The sequence below is a fragment of the Chitinophaga pinensis genome (assembly GCF_007896845.1).
GTDB classification, from domain to species: Bacteria; Bacteroidota; Bacteroidia; order Chitinophagales; family Chitinophagaceae; genus Chitinophaga; species Chitinophaga pinensis_C.
In genome coordinates, this window is sequence record NZ_VOHS01000045.1 from 1 (window position 1) to 19,467 (window position 19,467).

At 43.6% G+C, this 19,467-nt stretch carries 11 protein-coding genes and 1 pseudogene; 1 reads left to right on the top strand and 11 read right to left on the bottom strand.

Features of this window, described 5'->3' with window-relative positions; genetic code table 11:
* Nucleotides 1–310: helix-turn-helix domain-containing protein (locus FEF09_RS25455; RefSeq protein ID WP_261387777.1), on the top strand; the 310-nt coding region annotated here is incomplete at its 5' end.
* A 1,007-nt stretch (nucleotides 311–1,317) separates the two neighbouring features.
* Here the strand turns inward: FEF09_RS25455 and FEF09_RS35000 are convergent.
* From FEF09_RS35000 to FEF09_RS25510, 11 genes and pseudogenes are all read right to left on the bottom strand, one after another.
* Nucleotides 1,318–1,434: a hypothetical protein gene (locus FEF09_RS35000; protein ID WP_409994886.1), complete on the bottom strand. Its 117-nt coding sequence runs from the start codon at nucleotides 1,432–1,434 to the stop codon at nucleotides 1,318–1,320.
* A 92-nt stretch (nucleotides 1,435–1,526) separates the two neighbouring features.
* A pseudogene (locus FEF09_RS25465) lies at nucleotides 1,527–2,819 on the bottom strand (tetratricopeptide repeat protein); the annotation flags it as partial.
* Nucleotides 2,820–3,098: 279 nt separating this feature from the next.
* Nucleotides 3,099–5,912 carry a M16 family metallopeptidase gene (locus FEF09_RS25470; protein ID WP_186774523.1) on the bottom strand — a complete coding sequence of 938 codons (2,814 nt, stop codon included), beginning with the start codon at nucleotides 5,910–5,912 and terminating at the stop codon, nucleotides 3,099–3,101.
* 50 nt (nucleotides 5,913–5,962) lie between these two features.
* A complete protein-coding gene (locus tag FEF09_RS25475) occupies nucleotides 5,963–7,276 on the bottom strand; it encodes a MutS-related protein (RefSeq protein ID WP_146307726.1) in 1,314 nt (437 codons plus the stop codon).
* Nucleotides 7,273–8,622, bottom strand: coding sequence for a MutS-related protein (locus tag FEF09_RS25480; RefSeq protein ID WP_146307727.1), 1,350 nt, complete (start codon nucleotides 8,620–8,622; stop codon nucleotides 7,273–7,275). Before FEF09_RS25480 ends, FEF09_RS25475 begins: the two co-directional genes overlap by 4 nt.
* A 14-nt stretch (nucleotides 8,623–8,636) precedes the next feature.
* Complete coding sequence (locus FEF09_RS25485; RefSeq protein WP_146307728.1) at nucleotides 8,637–10,940, bottom strand: Gldg family protein; 2,304 nt, start codon at nucleotides 10,938–10,940, stop codon at nucleotides 8,637–8,639.
* A 20-nt stretch (nucleotides 10,941–10,960) separates the two neighbouring features.
* Entirely contained in the window at nucleotides 10,961–11,890 is a 930-nt protein-coding gene (locus FEF09_RS25490) for an ABC transporter ATP-binding protein (protein WP_146307729.1), read from the bottom strand.
* Nucleotides 11,891–12,028: 138 nt separating this feature from the next.
* On the bottom strand, nucleotides 12,029–12,952 hold the full coding sequence (locus FEF09_RS25495) for a hypothetical protein (RefSeq protein WP_146307730.1): 924 nt from the start codon (nucleotides 12,950–12,952) through the stop codon (nucleotides 12,029–12,031).
* Between the two features lie 27 nt (nucleotides 12,953–12,979).
* Nucleotides 12,980–14,410, bottom strand: coding sequence for a RagB/SusD family nutrient uptake outer membrane protein (locus tag FEF09_RS25500; protein ID WP_146307731.1), 1,431 nt, complete (start codon nucleotides 14,408–14,410; stop codon nucleotides 12,980–12,982).
* Between the two features lie 11 nt (nucleotides 14,411–14,421).
* Entirely contained in the window at nucleotides 14,422–18,006 is a 3,585-nt protein-coding gene (locus FEF09_RS25505) for a SusC/RagA family TonB-linked outer membrane protein (protein WP_146307732.1), read from the bottom strand.
* A 258-nt stretch (nucleotides 18,007–18,264) separates the two neighbouring features.
* On the bottom strand, nucleotides 18,265–19,458 hold the full coding sequence (locus FEF09_RS25510; protein ID WP_146307733.1) for a FecR family protein: 1,194 nt from the start codon (nucleotides 19,456–19,458) through the stop codon (nucleotides 18,265–18,267).
* Nucleotides 19,459–19,467 lie beyond the last annotated feature (9 nt).

A 19,467-nucleotide genomic window follows, 5' to 3' on the forward strand; every position in this document is an offset into this window, starting at 1 on the left:
TCAGTTTCTGGCGGAGCAGCTGCACCTCTCTCCCAGCTATCTGAGTGATATGCTACGATCATTGATGGGACAGAATGCGCAGCAGTATATTCATGAGAAGCTGGTGGAGAAATCGAAGGAGTTATTGTCTACGACGAATCTTCTGTTTCGAAATTGCGTTTCATTAGGCTTTGAGCATTCGCAATCGTTTAGCAAGTTTTTTAAGATGAAGGCGAAGGTTCGCCTTTGCAATTCAGGCAATCATTTAGCTGATATTGCAGCAAATGCCGGCTTCCGGGTAACAGGCTCAGGTCTGTTTGTCCGAACGTGAGCAGATGTTATCCGGATCGAGCATTGAAAATTCCTTTTGTCCCCATGGTTTACATGGAGTGTCCATTAGGATGGGTGGGAAGGCTATTGTCCAGCATAATTTGTATAACCTATCTATGTCATTAGTCCGGATATAGATCTGTCCGTAATTGGCCGCAGGATCGAGGTCTTTATATTCGAAGAAATGAATTTGCACCTGATCTTTTCTATCATCAGATAGCCGTCATAATCCCCACCAAATGCTGAATCCCAGTTATTGATATAGAAATCTATTGTAGCGATCTTATCCCTCATGGGTAATTTTGGGTGAACGGCGGTCATCATAAATTAAGCTATTTATTAAAGTACTGCAACAAAGATGAGATTCTTTCTCCGAAGTCCGGCTTGATACAATCAGAAATTACTGAGCCGTGCGGATACGGCTAAGTGTTTCGGGCGTAATTTTAAGGTACGAGGCGATCAGCTTCAGGGGAAATAGCCGGATGACCTGTGGTTTGTGCGTTATCAGGTGATGATATTTCCCCGCGGAGACATCCCCTGATCATAAAAACCAACCCGGAACCATCCCGGTTGCAGGATCTTACCTAACTGGAAAAATACCGGAGAGATGCCGATGAGCTCATGTAGGTATGTATGCTTAATGTCAATACTTCACAATCTGTGAGGCTCTTATTGGATTTTCAGCAGTTTTGAAAAAAGAAACTGGATGGACTGACGATGCAGTCGTTTTCGCAATAAAGTTCGATGATGTTTTCATCAGTCTCTTCAGAGCGGAACTCATAGCAAGCGCCGGTCAGCAGAAAGCTGACGAGTTGCAAATTTCGCCTTGTTGCAGGAGATAGTTATTCTTATTGATATACCGGTGACTGCATTTTGCGGCAATCAATTCCAGTTCGCCGGGGAAAATGTACCGATTTGTTGTAAACAGGTTTGTAAGGATATTATCTGATCCATATGCAATGATAATAGCTCAAGGGGACATACTGACACAAATTATTGATTTGTTCATCAATCCACACCTCCTGCCCTCTTAAAATCAGCATCTGCCAGCTCCTTCTTCCCCATCTGCTCATAAACCTCTCCCCGCTCCTTATAAACTTCTGTATCATTCGGATCCAGTTCGATCGCCTGACTATATCTTTAATAGCAGCTTTATAATTATTCAGATATTTATAAGCAAGCGCACGATTCACATATATCGTCCTATTACGCGGGTCTAGTCTGATAGAGCTGCTAAAATCCTGAACGGCTTGTTTATAGTCCTTTTGTAAGGCATATGCTAATCCACGGACTGCATAACTCTCCGCTTCTTTGGGCGCTATATCGATAGATTGTGATGTCAGCGATCGCCAATGCCGGTTTATTGATATATGTATAAAGATTGCCCCGGTAACGGTAAGCCAGCGCATTAGGAGTCCTTTTGTGATTAACACGGTAAAGTCTTCGATAGCCAACTCATATGCACCTTTTTGATAGTGGGCAAGACCGCGATTATAATAATTCTGCAGCGCGTCCGGATCTATTTTAATCGCTGCAGACAAATCAGCGATAGCCTGTTCCAATTGATTGGTTTCAATGTACAGTGCTCCCCGATAGCCCAATGTGACAGCTGATTGTGGATCGAGCGTAATCGCACTTGTGAAATCAGCAATTGCGGAGTCTATCTTGTTTAGCTTCGCATACAGATATCCGCGGTCACGAAAAGCGGCACTGTTTTCCGGAAAGAGTGAAATTACCTTCGTATAATCGCTGATAGTGAGCGCATACCTTTCCTCAGGAGAAGAATATGCCGTGCCCTGTGTGACATATAATTGGGTGAATGGTTGAGTCTCTGTATACTGTTCTGTTGTATCTGCGATATAGTCAGCAGAGGCAGGGCTTTTCTCAGGTCCTTTACCCTGTAGATAAAGATTTTGCAGTCCATAGTAAGCTTCCGTATTCTCCGGATTTAACGCGATGGCTTTCTTATAATCTTTGATAGCCTGCTTGTTCTTCTCCAGATTTTCATAGGCACGCGCACGTTGCACATAGGCACTATCGTCTTTCGGATCCTGCCCGATTTTCTTTGTATAATCCCTGATAACGGATTTGTCTGATGCTCCCGGTTGGCCACCAGATAAGCCACCACCTTTTGCATTTAGCGCGATGGCTCTGGAGAAATCATTAAAGGATAATTCCGGGGCATCAATTTTAGTATAAAGATATCCCCGAAGACCGTAAGCCCATGCAAAGTTGCCATTGAGATCAATTGCTTTATTTAAAGCAAGGATCGCATTGTTATCATCTCCCTGCTGAATATAGGCAAAACCAAGATTTGCATATGCGGAATCAGTCGGATGAGCTTTTATAGCCTCGGTAAAACTTTGAATAGCAGCCTCAAAATTCTTCTCTTTCAGATAACTTTTCCCTTTTAGGTAACTGGCATCAGATTGCTGACCGTAAGTCGTTGACGCCATTAGCAGCAAGATGACGGATATATTTCCTACTAATTTAAGACACATGCATTTCATACAATGTATAGCTTGGGTTAACAAAGTCGAAAGCCCACTAACTACATAAATCGAACCAAAAATACATACAGAAGAGTTTGACAGTTGTCAGGATGATATCAATAAAAAAGCGCACTAATGTGCGCTCTAAGTGTTCCCTGGCGTTAAAAAACCAAAACAGATTGCTATTATTTATCAGATCATCACTCGTTTACCTAAATGATCAACATAGTCTCAAGAACCAGAATGCCGCCCCACAATATAAACGGCATTCTGGTCAATGTATTCAGACAATCTTAACTACTTCGTTTCACTCTTTTCCGGTAATGCTACAAACTGGATAACGTTCTCACCACTCAGGTATTTTCCTGCGGCGGACTTAATAGAACTACCTGTAATCTGCTTCAATCTCTTTTCTACATCAGGTAATGCTTTCAGTTCTTCTTCTCTTTCCAGTCTGCCTGCGATGTATTGCAACCAGAATTCATTGCTTTTCACCTGCAGTTCAATCTGCGTTCTATATCCGGCTTTAAACTTCTTTAATTCATCGCTGGTAGCACCTTTACTCTGCAGATCAACAATATCCTGTGCTACTAATCCAACCAGATGATCCACATGCTCCGGTGCGCAGCCAAAAGATACGTTAATGGCAAATCGCTGATCAGGCTCTTTCACCATACTACCCTGTGCAGATGGTGTATACACCTCTCCTGCTTTTTCTCTCAGACTGGTCAGCAATCTGTATTGCAATACTTCTGTCAGTGCCTGCAGCTGCAGGTTCTCTTCAGCACTGTATGCACACTCACCATTATATACCAGTAAGACAGTTGCTTTATTACCTTTCCCTTTTTCTACTACTTTAACCAGTTTACCTTTAGGAACCCGTCCATGCAGGGTAACACCTTTCTCCTTCAGATTCAAAGCCGGTAATGCACCAAGATAACGTTCCAACAGCGGCTGGATCGTATCTGCATTGAAGTTGCCTACAAAAACGAAATTAGCCTGAGAAGCATCTGCAAAACGATCTTTATAGATAGCTAACGCTTTATCAAGATTGATACTATCCAGTCTTTCCAGTGTAACCGGACTCGTACGATAGTTATAATTGCTCAATACAGCGCTAACAGTATCTCTGAACACATTATTAGGATCATCGTATCTGTTCCTTACAGCTTCTTTAGAACGCGCAATAGCGTTTCCGAATAACACAGGGTCTTTACGAGGAGCAGTATAGCGCATGTAAATCAGCTGTAATGCTGTTTCCAGATCCTCCGTTCTGCAACCGCCGTTGATACCCTGACTGCGACCACCGATATATGCACCTACAGCAGCTGATTTTCCATTCAGCATTTTTGATAACTGAACCGGAGAATAGTCACCCAGACCACTGCCACCGATGATACCAATCGTATTAGCAGCCGTTGGAAAGTCTTCATTTGAATATTTATTGATACCGCCCGGTGCAAAAGACATAAACTGAATCTGGTCATTTGCATAGTTGGTAGACTTCAGCCAAACCTTGATACCGTTGCTCAGAGTCAGCTGTTTGATATCCAGTGCGGCAACCGTAGATTGTGCAACTACTTTACCACCAGCCGGAATTGTTTTCAGTAACTCGCTGGTAGCGGTTGAATCGTTATAAGGTTTAATTGCAGCAACGGCCATCTTGTTAAACCAGCTCTCGATAGTAGCTGAATCAGGCAGATTACCTTTTTCTTTTTCAGGTGCAACAAGGAAGATATCCCTGTTGGTCGTCGTAATAAAACGGGTACCTACCGCTTTAATATCTTCCAGAGTGATACCGGGCAAGGTCGATTTTACGAAATCATACTCCCAATCGAAACCCGGTGCAGCCGCTCCATCAAGAAACAAACGCTGATATTCCGACACATAACTGCTGGAAGGCGTTTTGCTTTTCTCCTGCTTAGCTGCATCCATGCTTGTCGCATAGGCCAGCTTCACTCTATCCAGTTCTGCCTGAGTAAAACCATAACGTTTTACCTGCTCGATCAACTGCCAGGTATCTGTAAATGCTTCCTGCAGTTTACCGGGTTTTGCTGTGATGGAATAAGTGAATTGCTCCAGACCACCGGAAAAACCACCAACACCCGCTTTAACGCCGAGGTATGGAGGATTCTCCTGCTGGCTCAGCTCCCCTATTCTATGACTCAGCATCTGATTGAACAGGGATGTTATCATGGCATTCCTGTAATCAGCCGTCGTGATCAGTTTGGAACCCGGATGTTTTACCAGCATCTCCAGTTCGGTAGCTGTCAACTCCGGATCGGTGATGGTTTTGAACTGATTTTTGCCGGTCAGCTCAATTTTATATTCGGGACGCGGACGTTCATTAGCTGGATTCTTCAGATCAGCAAACTGCTTTTTGATCTGTTTTTCAACAGCGTCCACATTTACGTCACCCACTACGATCAGGGCCTGCAGGTTGGGTCTGTACCAATCCTTGTAGAACCTGTGAATAGCAGCTACCGGGAAATTTTTTAGAATACTGTCGGTACCGATTGGTTGTCTGACAGCGTATCTTGAATGATTGAACAGCAAAGGCATGGTCTGCTGTTGCATTCTGTTACCTACTCCTTCCTGTAATCTTTTCTCTTCGAGAATAACACCTCTTTCCTTATCAACATCATCTGCATCCAGAATAGCTTCCTGTGCCCAGTCACGCATGATATTTAACCCTTTACCTACCATGGCAGGATTATCTGTCGGAATAGGCAGCTGATATACGGTTTCATCAAAAGAAGTATAGGCATTCAGATCAGCGCCGAATCGCACTCCTGCTTTCTGCAGATAATCGATCAGGTCATTCTTCTTAAAATGTGTGGTACCGTTGAAGTTCATGTGTTCCATGAAGTGTGCCAGTCCCAGTTGATCTTCATCTTCTAAAATAGAACCTACCTTGTTTACCAGATAAAAGAAAGCTCTTTTTTCCGGCTCTGCGTTTCTACGGATATAGTAGGTAAATCCGTTTGGCAACTTACCTGTACGAACTGCTGTATCAAGTGGCATAGGCTGGCCCTGCTGTTGCGCAAAAGCTGCTTTTCCATTTACCAGCAACAGCATTAACCCTGCAGCAGCCCAATGGCGATAGTGCATAATTTGTTTTTTTTGTTGTAACATATCCCCTAAGGGACTATCAATTTAGACTATAACATATCCAGTATTCCTTCATTCTCAATAATGATCATGCCCTGTCTGTCAGTAGTGATACCTTTCTGCAGCTGGTATGTATACTGTGGCACGTTATTGTTCATGATGGTTGGAAGGAATTCAAACGCGATCTGTGATCCACCATTATTCAATGCATGTCCGACTTCAAATATGTGCGTGGAAATAATAAAGAAACAATTTGTAAAATCAGTGAAAGCTTCTGTTACGGCCAGTGTGGCATCATAAGCATCTTTCACGTTCGTACCTTTGAAGAGTTCGTCAAAGATGACAAACAAAGATTTATCCGTAGCTACCTCTTCTGCCACTTTTTTCACCCTTAACACTTCCGCATAGAAGTGACTATATCCTTTGTTCAGGTCATCAGGGACATTCACAGAAGAATAGATGCCATCCAGCACGGAGAACTTCACTTCTGTTGCAGCTACCGGAAATCCCATATGGGCGAGATATATGAGGATACCGGTGGATTTCATCAATGTAGACTTACCCGCCATGTTTGCACCGGTAAGAAACAGCACATTCGTAGCTGTATTAAAGGATAATGAGTTAGCAACCCCTTTATCAAGACCGGGATGTCTCAGACCTTTCGCTTCCAGCATATTCCGTTCTTTCGGGAAAGCCTGTGCATAAGAGAAGCCCTTTGCTTTAGCAACTCCCGCCACTGCCAGATACAGATCCGTTTCATACAGCAATTCGAGCAGCATCTTTAACTGACTACGAAATACACCCGTCAGCATATGATGCAAGCGGACATTTTCCATTAAAGACCTGGAAGGTTTATAAAAATCTTTCAAGCGCGCATCTGTCGTGATAGTACGTACGATTTCCGACCATTTCATCCATGGTTGATCTTTATCCCGTCCTTCCTGTTCCAGCTGTTTCAAGAGCTTTTCACAGGCTTTTAATACGGCAATGCTGCTATCTATGCCTGTTAAGGTCAGTTCATAGGTATCATCTTTTACCAGTACCGCCGCTATTTTCTTTCTGCCTAATTCCCATAATGCCATTACGTAGCTTCCGTCGCCGCCTTCATCCATATAGGATTCCATACGTTCCAGTTGTTTCTCATCAAAAGGGAAACTGACAGGATGCTCATTGAAATAGCGGAAGATAGCACTTCTGTTGTTGATCGCTTCCACATCCGATAAGGGATGCAGGAACATAGTATCCAGTAATTTCTCTGCACCTCTGGTCTTCACCTGATTAAAAAGACTGAAAACAGAAGCAGGATTAAATTTGCCTAACAAGGACAAATCGTCTAACGTTTGTTTGTCTGCAATAAAGCTCATGCGTTCTTATTTACTTTTTTTCTGGCGAGGATATCCAGGATACCTTCATTTTTAATAATTACCATACCATGTCTGTCAGCCGTAATACCTGATTGCAGTTTATGCGTATACACAGGTTTATTACCTTCCATCAGCGTCGGCAGAAATACGAAATTTATATTTTCACACTTTTCTTTCAATACATCACCTGCTTCAATGATGTGTGTAGAAACGACGAACATACAGTTCTTTCTACGGGCGATTGCACTGGTCACGGCGATAGTCGCTTCATGTGCATCCTTTACGTTTGTTCCGCGGAACAATTCATCAAAGATGACAAACAGATACTTGTCCCTGCTTAACTCCCTCGCCACGTTTTTGATGCGCAGTACTTCTGCATAGAAGTGACTGGCGCCCATGCTCAGGTTATCCGGCAGGTTGATGGTGGTGAAGATGCCATCCCTTACAGAAAACTCCATTTTAGAAGCCGGTACCGGAAAGCCCATCTGCCCCAGATACATACAGATGCCCAAAGCTTTCATGAAAGTAGATTTACCGGCCATATTCGCACCTGTCAGAAAGATCACGTTACTGGATGGTGTAATGTTGATCGTATTCGCCACAGGCGCCGTCAGTGAAGGATGATAAAAATCTTCCAGAATAACTGTTTGCTGTTCACGCGGTAAGGCCAGCGGGAAAGAGAATTTCTTCTCCGCTGCAATACGTGCTACGGAGATGTAAACGTCCGTCTGATAAAGCAGACGAAGCAGACGGCTCATCACCTCCCGTTGCCGGAAGCGGAGTATTTTATCATACTCCGCTACCTTGGCAAAAGGTAATTTTTGTTTGGCTGGTTCCTGCAGGATCGCCTGTAGTTCTTTCTCTTTCAGGAGCTCTTCTATAACGGCCAACTCTTTACTGTAAGGAGTGCCTGTCATCTGTCTGCGTATATTATCAGCAAACTGAATAGTAGTCTGTAAAATTGCGATCAGGCTTTCTACACCTTTCTCAATCGCCTTATACGCATTGTCTCCTGCTATGAGCTGATTTAATTTTCTCTTCAGATTATCCTGTTGATCACTCAGACGGCTGCGTTCATCAGTATCCAGCAGATACTGCTCTGCACCATCAAACCAGATTGCATCATAAGGAAACGCTATCCCGTTAGCTCCAAATAAACGAATAGTAGTACTACGTGCATTCACTGCATCTACTTCCGACAATGGATTACGGAACATCTCTTCCAGCAGCTCTGATCCTCCTCTTGTATGCGTACGGTTAAAAATGGCATATATGCCACCATTCGTACCGCTTTTACCGAAGATATTCAGATCATTCAGTGTTTGTTTATCCGTCATTAAGCCCATACCAGCAAATATTTTTATTTTCTTTTTCTTCTGATCAGTAAGATAGTGCTACCAACTAACAAGATGCCCGGAATAACCCACATGAGGAAATATTTCAATCCTTTCGCACCTTCCTTAGACAGGAAAATATCATTATCAGAAGAAGATGGACGGCTTACATCTACTGGTACAGTGCCATAAGATAACCAATGGAACATACCGGGAATCAATGAGAAGTTAGAAGCCCCATAACGTCTGATAGGTGGGTTCATACCGCCGTTACTTATACAATCGGCATCACCCAGGATCATGATACGCTGTTCTTTGTTACCTACTTTTCTTGACAGGGCATAGGCAGTTACAAAGCTGTCTACTTTTTCGCCTGCGGCAACGTCCAATGTAGCAGAATCATTTACAAAGTCGATGGTTTTCACCTCATTCCATGTTGTCATGGTATCTACCGTCCGTAATACAGGTACTGCTTTAAAGCCTTTTTCAGGATTGAATAACAGGCCAGCCCCTTTCACCATTCCTACATATCTGCGCTGCTCACGCATCACTTTGTATATTGGTGCGATTTTCTCAGCTGCCGGTGTAGGCACGGATATTACGACATTCGCAGCCACATCAACTTTAGGCTGCACCAGCTGACCCGGTATTGTTTTTACGCCAAACTGCTCAATGAAAGCTTCCATTACAGGAGAACCCGGTTTGAGTGTGATAGCGAGGTTACCACCATTTGCGATGTATACGTCCAGTTTCTTTTTGGTAGCGCTATCAAGTGCTTCTTTCATATCTGAAATAACAATGATATCAATACCTTTTGGTATTTCCTTATCACCTGTCAGGTCCAGTGCTTCCACATCACAACCCTGATTGGTCAGTGCATAGCGGAAAGTCTTTACAGAAGAGAAGAGTGTATAGTCTTTGATCCTGTCGCCCTCGATGGTTCTTTCTCCATGTCCCTGCAAGAAACCAATTTTAGGCAGCTTCATCACCATTCTCTTGAACATGGCGGTTACTTCTCCTTCATTAGGGAACTTCATCATATCCTCGTAGATCCTCAGCCATGCTTTCTGACCGTTACCTCTTTCTACCAGACGAACGAAGGTATTGCCTTCATCGGTCAGATTGACCTGTTTTTTGATCTGCTCAGGTGTCAGGAACATGTTGATATCCAGATCGCGGATCTCTGCTTCCTTGGCCGCCATTTCGGCAAGGGTTTTATTCTTGTAAACAAAATCCAGTCGTGGATTATTGCTTGGTTTATCGTAGTAGTAAACGTATTTCAGTTTGGTTTCCGGTTTGAAACGGATATACTGTTTTAAACGTTCTTTATCTTCATTTACCTGGCTTGGAATACCGTTGTAATATTCCCTGTCGAGGATATTTACATAGGTGGTGATCGTCAGATCTCCGTCAAGTTTCGCCATCACAGCCTGGCTGTTTGGGGTCAGTGTATTACGTTTCGTCTCTGTCGTATCACAATAAGCCATGAGGATAGGGCGGGAAGTAGCATATCCCAGCGCCATCGCTGCTACCACAACTATCGCGTACTTTCCCCATACTGCCGCGAATGACGCATGCGTACGGTTAGCCTGTAACTTCTGAATGCTCAGAGTTAAGAACATCGCGATCACTATAATGAAATACAGCACATCTTCGCTACAGATCAAACCCATGATCATCTCATTACAACGACCGGAAATAGACAACCAATAAGTGATATCACGGACAAAATCAATATCCTGCCCTACTTGTTTCATGTAACTGAGTGCAGCCAGCAGCACCAGAGTACCTAATGCGGCAACTACCTGATAGGAAGTAAGACATGACATGAACAGACCGATAGCTGCATAAGCACACAGCAGCAGGTATAATGACAGCAGTCCTGATAATACTGGTGCCAGTTCAAAATTTTCTACTGTAAACATGCCTATCACTACATATATCAGCAGCACACCGATCAGCATCAGGCTATAGAGCATCATGGCGGTGAATTTACCATATATGATCTGTGCAGAGGTTACAGGGGAAGAATACAATAATTTAATGGAACCACTGCTCAGTTCACGGCTCATCAGACCCATTGTTAGCAACGGCATATACAGGTAGAGATAGCCCTGTACGGTTGTAAATAAACCGAGGGGACCGGAGAAAATACCTGCTGTAATAAAGGAATTACCAAAACCGATGTTTTTAGCGCGAACAGCCTCCTGCAAATGTTCAGCGAAGGCCATTCCGGTCTGGAAGGTGAAAACCACCAATATCATCCAGGCAATCGGCGAATAGAACAAGGTGAACAATTCTGCCTTGGCGATCTTAAAAATACGTCTCATTGAATATCTTGTTATCAGATTTATTTATTTTTTTTCTTCGACAGTCTGGCAAATACTTCATCCAGTGAGCTCTTCTCGATAATCAGTTCCATCAGTCCCCAATCCTGACTCACACTGGCAGCAGCAAAGCGTTGTGGTGTTTTCTTTTCACCATCATAACCCAGACGGTATCGGAAAGGAGCTATCTGCTCCACTGATCTGATACCTTCCACACTCATCAGGGCATCACTTACAGGAGGCGTATCCAGTGTTACTACAAGTGTATTGGGCTCTATGTAGTTATCAAACATTTCCAGTGAACCGGAAAATACCATCTGTCCTTCTTCGATCATTTTGATCTCTCTGCAGGTAGCCTGTACCTCTGTGAGAATGTGCGTAGAAAGCAGTACGGCACGGTCCAGTGCGATCTGTTTGATCAGGTTACGTACTTCTACTATCTGATTCGGGTCCAGACCATTGGTAGGCTCATCCAATACTACAAACTTCGGATTGTGTACGATCGCCTGCGCAATGCCCACACGCTGCTGATAACCACCTGAGAGGTTACGTAACAGACGCTCTCTGAAATGCGCCACACCGCATCTTTCCAGTGCATCGGCCACGGATTTCTTTATCTGCGTTTTCTCTACCATCCTCAGTTCCGCGCAATAGGTCAGGTATTCCTCTACCGTAAAGTCAAGATACAATGGCAGTTTTTGCGGCATAAAGCCAATATTGCGTTTAGCAGCCACAGGATCTTCTTTCAGGTTGACGCCATTAATAAAGACCTCCCCTTTAGACTGCTTCAGCACCCCACAGATGATATTCATTGTGGTAGATTTACCAGCTCCGTTAGACCCTAGCAGTCCCACAACGCCCTGGCTGCTGATCTCAAAATTTATATCTCTTACCGCCCACTGTGACGCGTAGCGGTGAGATAAGTTTTCAACTTTTACGATAGTATGTTCCATTCATTACGGATTGTTTAATAAATAAAATAGCAGGCGTAAGCCCGGCTTACACAATTACTGGCAAGAATAAAGATCTGGGAGTAACGAGCTTCCAATTGCCGGGGGACTATAACCCCGGACAATTGGAAGTGTTAGGGATCAATAAGTGGCGTTCGCGATGGCGCGCACGTCAATATTGAATTTTGACTTATAGTAGTTCACTAATAAGTCGAACTTCTGTTTGATCATAGGATATGAAAGATATGATGCCATCTGCGCGTCAGTGCGTGTCAGGATAGCAAGAAGGTATGTTGTCTGATCGTTACTTTTTGCCTGTGGCCATGAATAGGTGCCATAGTACCACTCAGATGGATTTCCGTTTGCCGCATATGATGCCGGTAAAAATCCTCTCTGCCTGAATGCATCTACATTGGCAGGGTTGGATGCATTGATCGGGGATGCCGGGTAAGTCACATAATCACTGATGTCATAGAAAGCAGATGGGAAATCTATGATCTTATTCTGGATATAATAGTTCCAGATCACTTGTATCAATACATTCCTTTTTGTCACTTTATCAGCTGATGACATGGTACGCAGAGATGCGTTCATGCCTGCAAAGGTGATGGATTTACCAACTACTTTATAGTCGAAATACAGATACTCTCTTCCCGGCGGATATCCCACACGGTATTGTTTGATTGTATCTGCCATCATCACACGATAGGGAATGCCTTCCTTTTTCTTGAAATCTTCCGGTAAAAACTTCAACCACACATCATCGAGGAAATTCAGCATATCCATTGTGTACTGAGGATTTCCCAGTACTGCTGTATCTATTTTAGAATTCCCTCCACCAGTGGACGGCACCCACAAAAAGTCCTTTTGTGTGAAATTATACAGGAAGTAAGAGCCATATGTATTGTAAAGGGATTGAATTTTATCATTCGCTTCAGCCGGCGCATTACCCTGTGGCAAAACATAGTCCACAGGTATATCGATAGCCGGACCAATAGCTGCGTCCTTTTTACAGGAGAACAGCACGGTGCTGCAAAGACAGGTGATAATAAATATATGCTTCATAAATTAATGAATTGCTTGTTAGTATTATTATTGTCCGATTCTGTCAGGCATCTGACCAGATGCACTCTGCTTAAGGCCCGGGTTCTTCAGCAGCACACTTGTTGGGAAAGGCAATACATACATAGGGTCATTTTTTGTGAGTTTGTATTGTAATACGCTTTCGCCTAAATCATGCTGATAACGATGAGAGATCTCAGGCATACCGTAACGACGCAGATCAAACCAACGGAAACCCTCGTAGGCGAACTCTTTACGACGCTCGTCTCTTATTGCCTGTAACAAGGTTGCCTTATCACCGATCACCTCATTCGCATATCCGTCAATACGCTTACGGCGCAGGTCATTCAGGTCTTTCAGAGCACCCCCCAGATCATCCAGCTGCACACTTGCTTCCGCTCTGTTCAGTAACGCTTCCGAAGAGCGTAAGGCTTGCGCCAGATCGGCTCCTGTAGGCAGCTTCGACACCAACTGTACACCTGAATTTGTTAATAAGGAAAAACCGACCCTGTACCTCGCATCATTCGTCGCATCATACGTTGAAAGAAATGTCGCTGATGGCGTATAGGTACTCTGATTAGGCTGTGTATTACCTCCAAATACCCATTCTACCTCAACATTGTTATAATTGAGCCAGTTACCGTATTTCGTATCCAGCGTGGTCATGTCCAACAGCTTTCCGCCCTGTTCAAATACTTTATTCGCTTCTGCTACACTTTCCTTCCATCTCTCCATATAAAGAAACACTCTTGACAACAGGATATGAATAGCCGGCTGATTAATATGAAAATCTTTGCGCACAATCTGCAAAGGATCCATCAGGGAGGCAGCTTCCTGTAAATCATGTACCACCTGATCATATACATCTCCAACCGTAGCCTGTACCATTGGCTCAGCAACAATTGATGAGGAGAGCTTTAATGGCACACACAGTGACTTCGGATTGACATTATATGGCTCACCGTATAAGTTGGCAAGACGGAAATAATACATTGCGCGTACGGCCAATGCTTCTGCTTTTACACGGTCTTTTTCCTGTTGGGTACCGATGGATTTATCGATATTATCCAGCACGGCATTACAACCAAGAATTTTTGTGTAATACTGGGCATAGGTTGTGACAGAAGGATCTTCAGAGATCAGTATACCCAATCCATTGATATCTGCCAGTTTAGGCTGCCATGTGTACCACAGGTAGTTCTGCTGCGCATCATAAGTACCCACCACATTGGATGGATCATTGGCATATTCCAGGAAGAAATCAACATCATCATCCATGAAATACAGGTAATTCATCGGCTCTGAGTTAGTCATATACCCAGACCCTATCAATAATTCCCTGAAGTCGGTCGCCGTCTTAGGAATCACGTCACTCTGCGATTTCTCCTCCAAAAATTTCGTACAACCGCTTAAGGTAAGCAGACCGGCAAGGCCGGCTATTAAGAATAACTTACGTTTCATTCGCTTTAATGTTAGAGTGTCATGTTAAATGAAAGGGACGCCATCCTGCGTGCAGGCCAGCCAGCTGTTTCCGGATCATATCCTCTCCATTTCTTATCAAAAGTGATCAGGAATGGGTTTGTTAAGCTGAGTGATGTACTGAGACGCTTAATACGTATTTTTTGAACGAGGGATTGTGCAAATTCGTAATTCAGAGACATCTGACGACAACGGATAAAATCAGCATTTCCAACCATATAATCAGATGAATTATATAAATTATATGGCGTCTGGAAAGTTGACAGATTTAACTGTGGGAGTTTCAGCTCGTAGTAGCGCGGATTTCCAGGAGGAATAACCGGCACATCTGTATTTAATTCATCACCCGGGTGCTGCCAGCGTTCTTTCAGGATACGCGGCACGTTTTGCTCAGGTGTTGGTGCACCACTGGCATTGTAATAGGCAGGTATACGCTTGCTGGCACCAAATGCCACTGCAAACTGTGCATAGAAAGTGATGTTCTTATATCTTAACATGGTGTTGGCACCACCAGAGAAATCTGGTTCCAGCTTTCCTGTTTTCACGAGATAATCGAGATCATTAGCAGTAGGCTTGATATCCATGTAATTGAACATAGGGATACCTGTATTATGGTTCAGGCCTGCATATGAATAAGAATAGAAAGTAGAATAGGCCTCTCCGTTCACAATAGCCTGACCACTCAGATAGTCTCCGAGGGTATTCACTCTTTCATTGTCTTTCACTTTGTTTCTTGTCAGACCTGTGTTGGCTGATACCTGCCATGTAAAATCTTTCGTTTTGATCGGCGTAAAGCTTATCAACAGGTCATATCCCTGATTTTCCATCTGGGAACCAAAGACAGTTGCTGTACTCATCCCGTTTTCAACAGGCACCTGACGTGGAGCAAGCACATTACTTGTTTTCCTGAAGTAGTTCGCAGTTGCGTTGAATCGGCCATTAAACAGGGAAACATCAATGCCCAGGTTCCAGCTTTTAGTTTTTTCCCAGCCTAAATCAGGATAAGGTAAAGATTTAATATTGAGTGTATACTGTCTGAATTGGCTATTCAATCCACCGTCAGTAGCAATCAGGTATGGAGATACAGCTTCAACTGCATTACCCTGATAACCGTAAGTGGCGGACAGATCGAGCGCATTCAGCCAATTGCTGTTGCGCAGGAATTGTTCGTTGGAAACGCGCCATCTGCCTCCCAATGACCATGTAGGTTGAAAGCGTTTGTTTTTATCCTGACCGAAACGGTTAGAAGCATCCAGACGTGCGTTGAAGTTGAAGATATAACGGGAAGCATATGCGTATACAGCAGAGAAATATTCGCTCAGGAAATTACTTTCCTGATTCACAATCCTTGAATTCAGGCGCATTTCTTCGTGCAGATCCGGAGCGCTTAAGTTACCGATCATTACCGGTTTTAAGGGCACAGGCGCAAAGCTTTCACCACGATAATGCAAATATCCGTAACGCGTATTGGTGTTTCCTTCTGTAATGGTAGATCTTGCTTCCAGACCACCCTGCAGGGTCACATTGTGTACATCACCGAATAAGTGATTATAAACAAGCGCGTTTCTGACAGTATATCCTCTGTTGGAAGCACTTTCCAGCTGTGCCAGTCCACCGAAAGGCAGACGGCTGGCTAGTTCTTCAGGGCTGTTGGAAGAAACTGTACCGAATTCATACCCTCTGTATTGGGTAATAAAATTAGACAGCTCGGTAGCATAAGATTTGATGCTGGAAGAAGCTGAAGTATAAGACAGGAGTCCCTGATATTCCAGTCCTTTTGCCACCTGGTAACGTACGTCTATCGTTGATCCCAGTGTAGTCGTATTGTTCTTATTGCTTGTATTGTCTAATTCATTCTGAATATTGTACAGATAAGACAGTTTGCTTGGATAAACGGTACTACCACCTTTAGAACTCAACTTTTCATGGTAGAAAAATGTACCGTCATCATTGTACATAGGAATGGTTCTGGCAGTTTTGTATGCATAATCAAAAGGATTTACATCATATGCAAAACCATCGGTTGTACGGACAGTTCCATTCAAGAGGAAGTTTACGGTTAATTTTTTACCAAATTTCAGGGTAGTGTTAGATGATGCGGAGAATGTGCTTAAGTCATTTCCTTTTGCTTCCCCTTTCTGCTGTTGCACGTTGAAGGAAGTTCTGTTCATGATCTTTTCTGTTCCTCCTGTAATACTGACACTATGGTTCTGGTTAAATGAATTACGGAAAAGCAGTTTAAACCAGTCGGTGTTCTGATTTTCCATTTTCCTGAACTTCGCCTGATAGGTAGGATAGTCGATTTCTTTGTTCTGTAGTTGCTGGATCAGCTGACCGTAACCAATGGGCAAAACGGTGCTGGTATAGCTGTCACGATTGGCGTATACTTCTTTAGAGAACTGCATCAGTTCCTGAGAGTTCATCAGATCATACATGCCATAATTGGGACGCTGACCAACGGACAGGCTGTTTGAATAAGAAACAGACAGCTGACCGGGACGTGCCTTTTTGGTCGTGAGGACGATCACACCGTTTGCGGCCTGCGAACCATAGATGGCAGTAGCAGACGCATCTTTTAATACAGTGATGGTTTCGATATCGTTAGGGTTCAGCCATGCAATCGCATTGGAGGCGATCAACCTGAGTTCTGTTGCATCACCCGCGAGTGAACCGTTTCCATTAGGGATAGGCAACGGATCACGCTGAATGATACCATCTACCACCCACAGAGGTTCCTGATTACCGAGAATGGTGGAGGTACCACGAATACGGATCTTAGGACTACCACCTACCTGTCCGGTCTGTGTTATTACAGACATACCCGGAACAACACCCTGTAACATCTGGTCGATGGAGGTTTCACCCGCCACTTTTATATCATCAGCTCTTACGGAATAAACGGCGCCCACATAGTTACCTTTGTTGACGTTCATGTAACCCGTAATCACCACATTATTCATTTCAAAGTCCTTTCTGTTCAGGGTAATATTCAACACCAGGTTGTTACCTTCTGTTACAAATAAAGAACCGGCCTGAGCCTTGTTAAGTGTATAAGCGGAATATCCATTAGCAGATTTCTGTACTGCAATTTCCATCGGTTCAAATCCGAGCATAGAAATCTGGATCACTGCATTTTCAGGCAGGTGATTGAAGTAAAAGGTACCGTTGTTGTTGGTGATTGTACCATTAACGGTATTTTTTATTCTCACGGATACACCAGACAGCAATTCTCCTGTTGAGGTGTGAATCGTGCCCGTAATAGTAGTTGGAGGCAGTGCTTCTCCGGCCTTGCGTGACAGAACGATCGTTTTATCTTTAATGAGATAAGTAACCGGCTGATCCTTCAACATTTCATCGAGAAATTCCGTTAGCGGCATATCCTTTGCAGAAAGAGATACTGTAGCCGTTTCACTGATGGTATTGGTATTGCTGAATACTACGTATCCGGTTTGCTGCTTGATGGCAGAAAAAATTTGTTTGTAAGGTATAGTTTTACCCGATATAGAGACGGTTTGTGCATGGCCTGTAGCAGCGGCCTGCAAGATGACAGTAATTAGTAATACAGCGGTCAGTTTCATAGCCAGAATGATTTTGGTTAGGCTGGCGCTTGTGCCCCGTCGATCGGGTGGCCAATAGCGATTTTTTTGCATAAATTGCATCAGATTTGGTTGTTAATAAATGTGAATCGAAAAAGACATTAATGGACTAACCAGGTCATGTTAAACGTCACGGCCGCAATCCGTGACGTTCTTTTTTATTGGTTAGTTTTTGACAATACATCTCCTGACCGGAGTTTCTCCAGTAATTAATTACGCTTTCGGCATAGCTTTGGTTGTTTATCTGTTTACTACGATGAGCTTGCGTCCCTCCACTCTAAAGTCGACCTGAAATCTTTTTAAAATATCCAATAGATCCGTTAAGGCAATCTGTCTGGTCATTTCCCCGATAAACTTATCTGCATTCGGAATACCATTCTCATATACCACTTCTATGTCATACCATCGTTCTAACTCGCGCATGACTTCTTCAAGGTTGGCGCCGTCAAAGTTGAACAATCCATTTTTCCATGCTAATATTTTCTCCGGATCCTGATTATCTGTTATGGTGATCTTACTATTTATTATCCCCGCCTGTTGGCCTTGCTGTAATGTTACAGCCTTTTTATGATCGGTTGATGGCACTCCTACCCTTATGCTACCATTAATGAGTGTGGCACGGATAGTGCGCTCGTTTTCGTATGCATTCACATTAAAAGAAGTACCTAAGACTTCTATATCGAGCTTGTCTTTAACTGCTACAATAAAAGGTTTATTTGCATTCTTTATGACATCAAAATATACCTCTCCGGTTATTTCTACCCTTCTTTCATTACCGGCGAAGCTGGTAGGAAATCTGATGGAGCTGGCTGCATTCAGCCATACATTGGTCCCGTCCGGCAGTGTTACCTGAAATTGTCTGCCTGCAGGAGTAGTCATAATATTATACTGAACATCCATATTTCCGGTGGTGGTCGGATCGTATACTAACTGCCCTTCAGATAATACGATGGATGCACCGCTCTGATTAGCTACAATACCACTGTGCAGGCTATCCAGGACTACTTCCCGGCCATCTGACAGTGTTAGAATGGCTCCTTGTTTACCGGGCTCGATATTGACCGGTACTGACGCTATTACAGCCGGTCTGTTGTGGAGACGTGATGCCCAATAATAAGAACCTCCAACTAACAGCATGGCGATCGCTGCTGCCCAACCCCATTTTCTCAGGTAAACAGGGCGGATGCGTGCAGGCTCTGCATTAAATTCAGGTATATGCTGACTAATCTTCCGGCTTATTTTATCCGAATCATAGGTATAGAATTGCTGCAGATGCGTGGTGAGTTGCTCAGGATCAGTCATCTGTTCAAACAGATCACGGTGGTGGGCTTCAGCATTTATCCATGCTGTCAGCTCAATCTCCTCAGCTTCATTCAGGCTGTTATCAAGATATTTAGCGATTAATACGGCTATATAATGATTCTTTTCTGTCATGCTATACTA

Coding starts and splice junctions, on each gene's coding strand:
- FEF09_RS25510 (WP_146307733.1), bottom strand. CDS start 19,458: ATGACAGAAAAGAATCATTATATAGCCGTATTAATCGCTAAATATCTT.
- FEF09_RS25505 (WP_146307732.1), bottom strand. CDS start 18,006: ATGAAACTGACCGCTGTATTACTAATTACTGTCATCTTGCAGGCCGCT.
- FEF09_RS25485 (WP_146307728.1), bottom strand. CDS start 10,940: ATGAGACGTATTTTTAAGATCGCCAAGGCAGAATTGTTCACCTTGTTC.
- FEF09_RS25490 (WP_146307729.1), bottom strand. CDS start 11,890: ATGGAACATACTATCGTAAAAGTTGAAAACTTATCTCACCGCTACGCG.
- FEF09_RS25500 (WP_146307731.1), bottom strand. CDS start 14,410: ATGAAACGTAAGTTATTCTTAATAGCCGGCCTTGCCGGTCTGCTTACC.
- FEF09_RS25470 (WP_186774523.1), bottom strand. CDS start 5,912: ATGCACTATCGCCATTGGGCTGCTGCAGGGTTAATGCTGTTGCTGGTA.
- FEF09_RS25475 (WP_146307726.1), bottom strand. CDS start 7,276: ATGAGCTTTATTGCAGACAAACAAACGTTAGACGATTTGTCCTTGTTA.
- FEF09_RS25480 (WP_146307727.1), bottom strand. CDS start 8,622: ATGGGCTTAATGACGGATAAACAAACACTGAATGATCTGAATATCTTC.
- FEF09_RS25495 (WP_146307730.1), bottom strand. CDS start 12,952: ATGAAGCATATATTTATTATCACCTGTCTTTGCAGCACCGTGCTGTTC.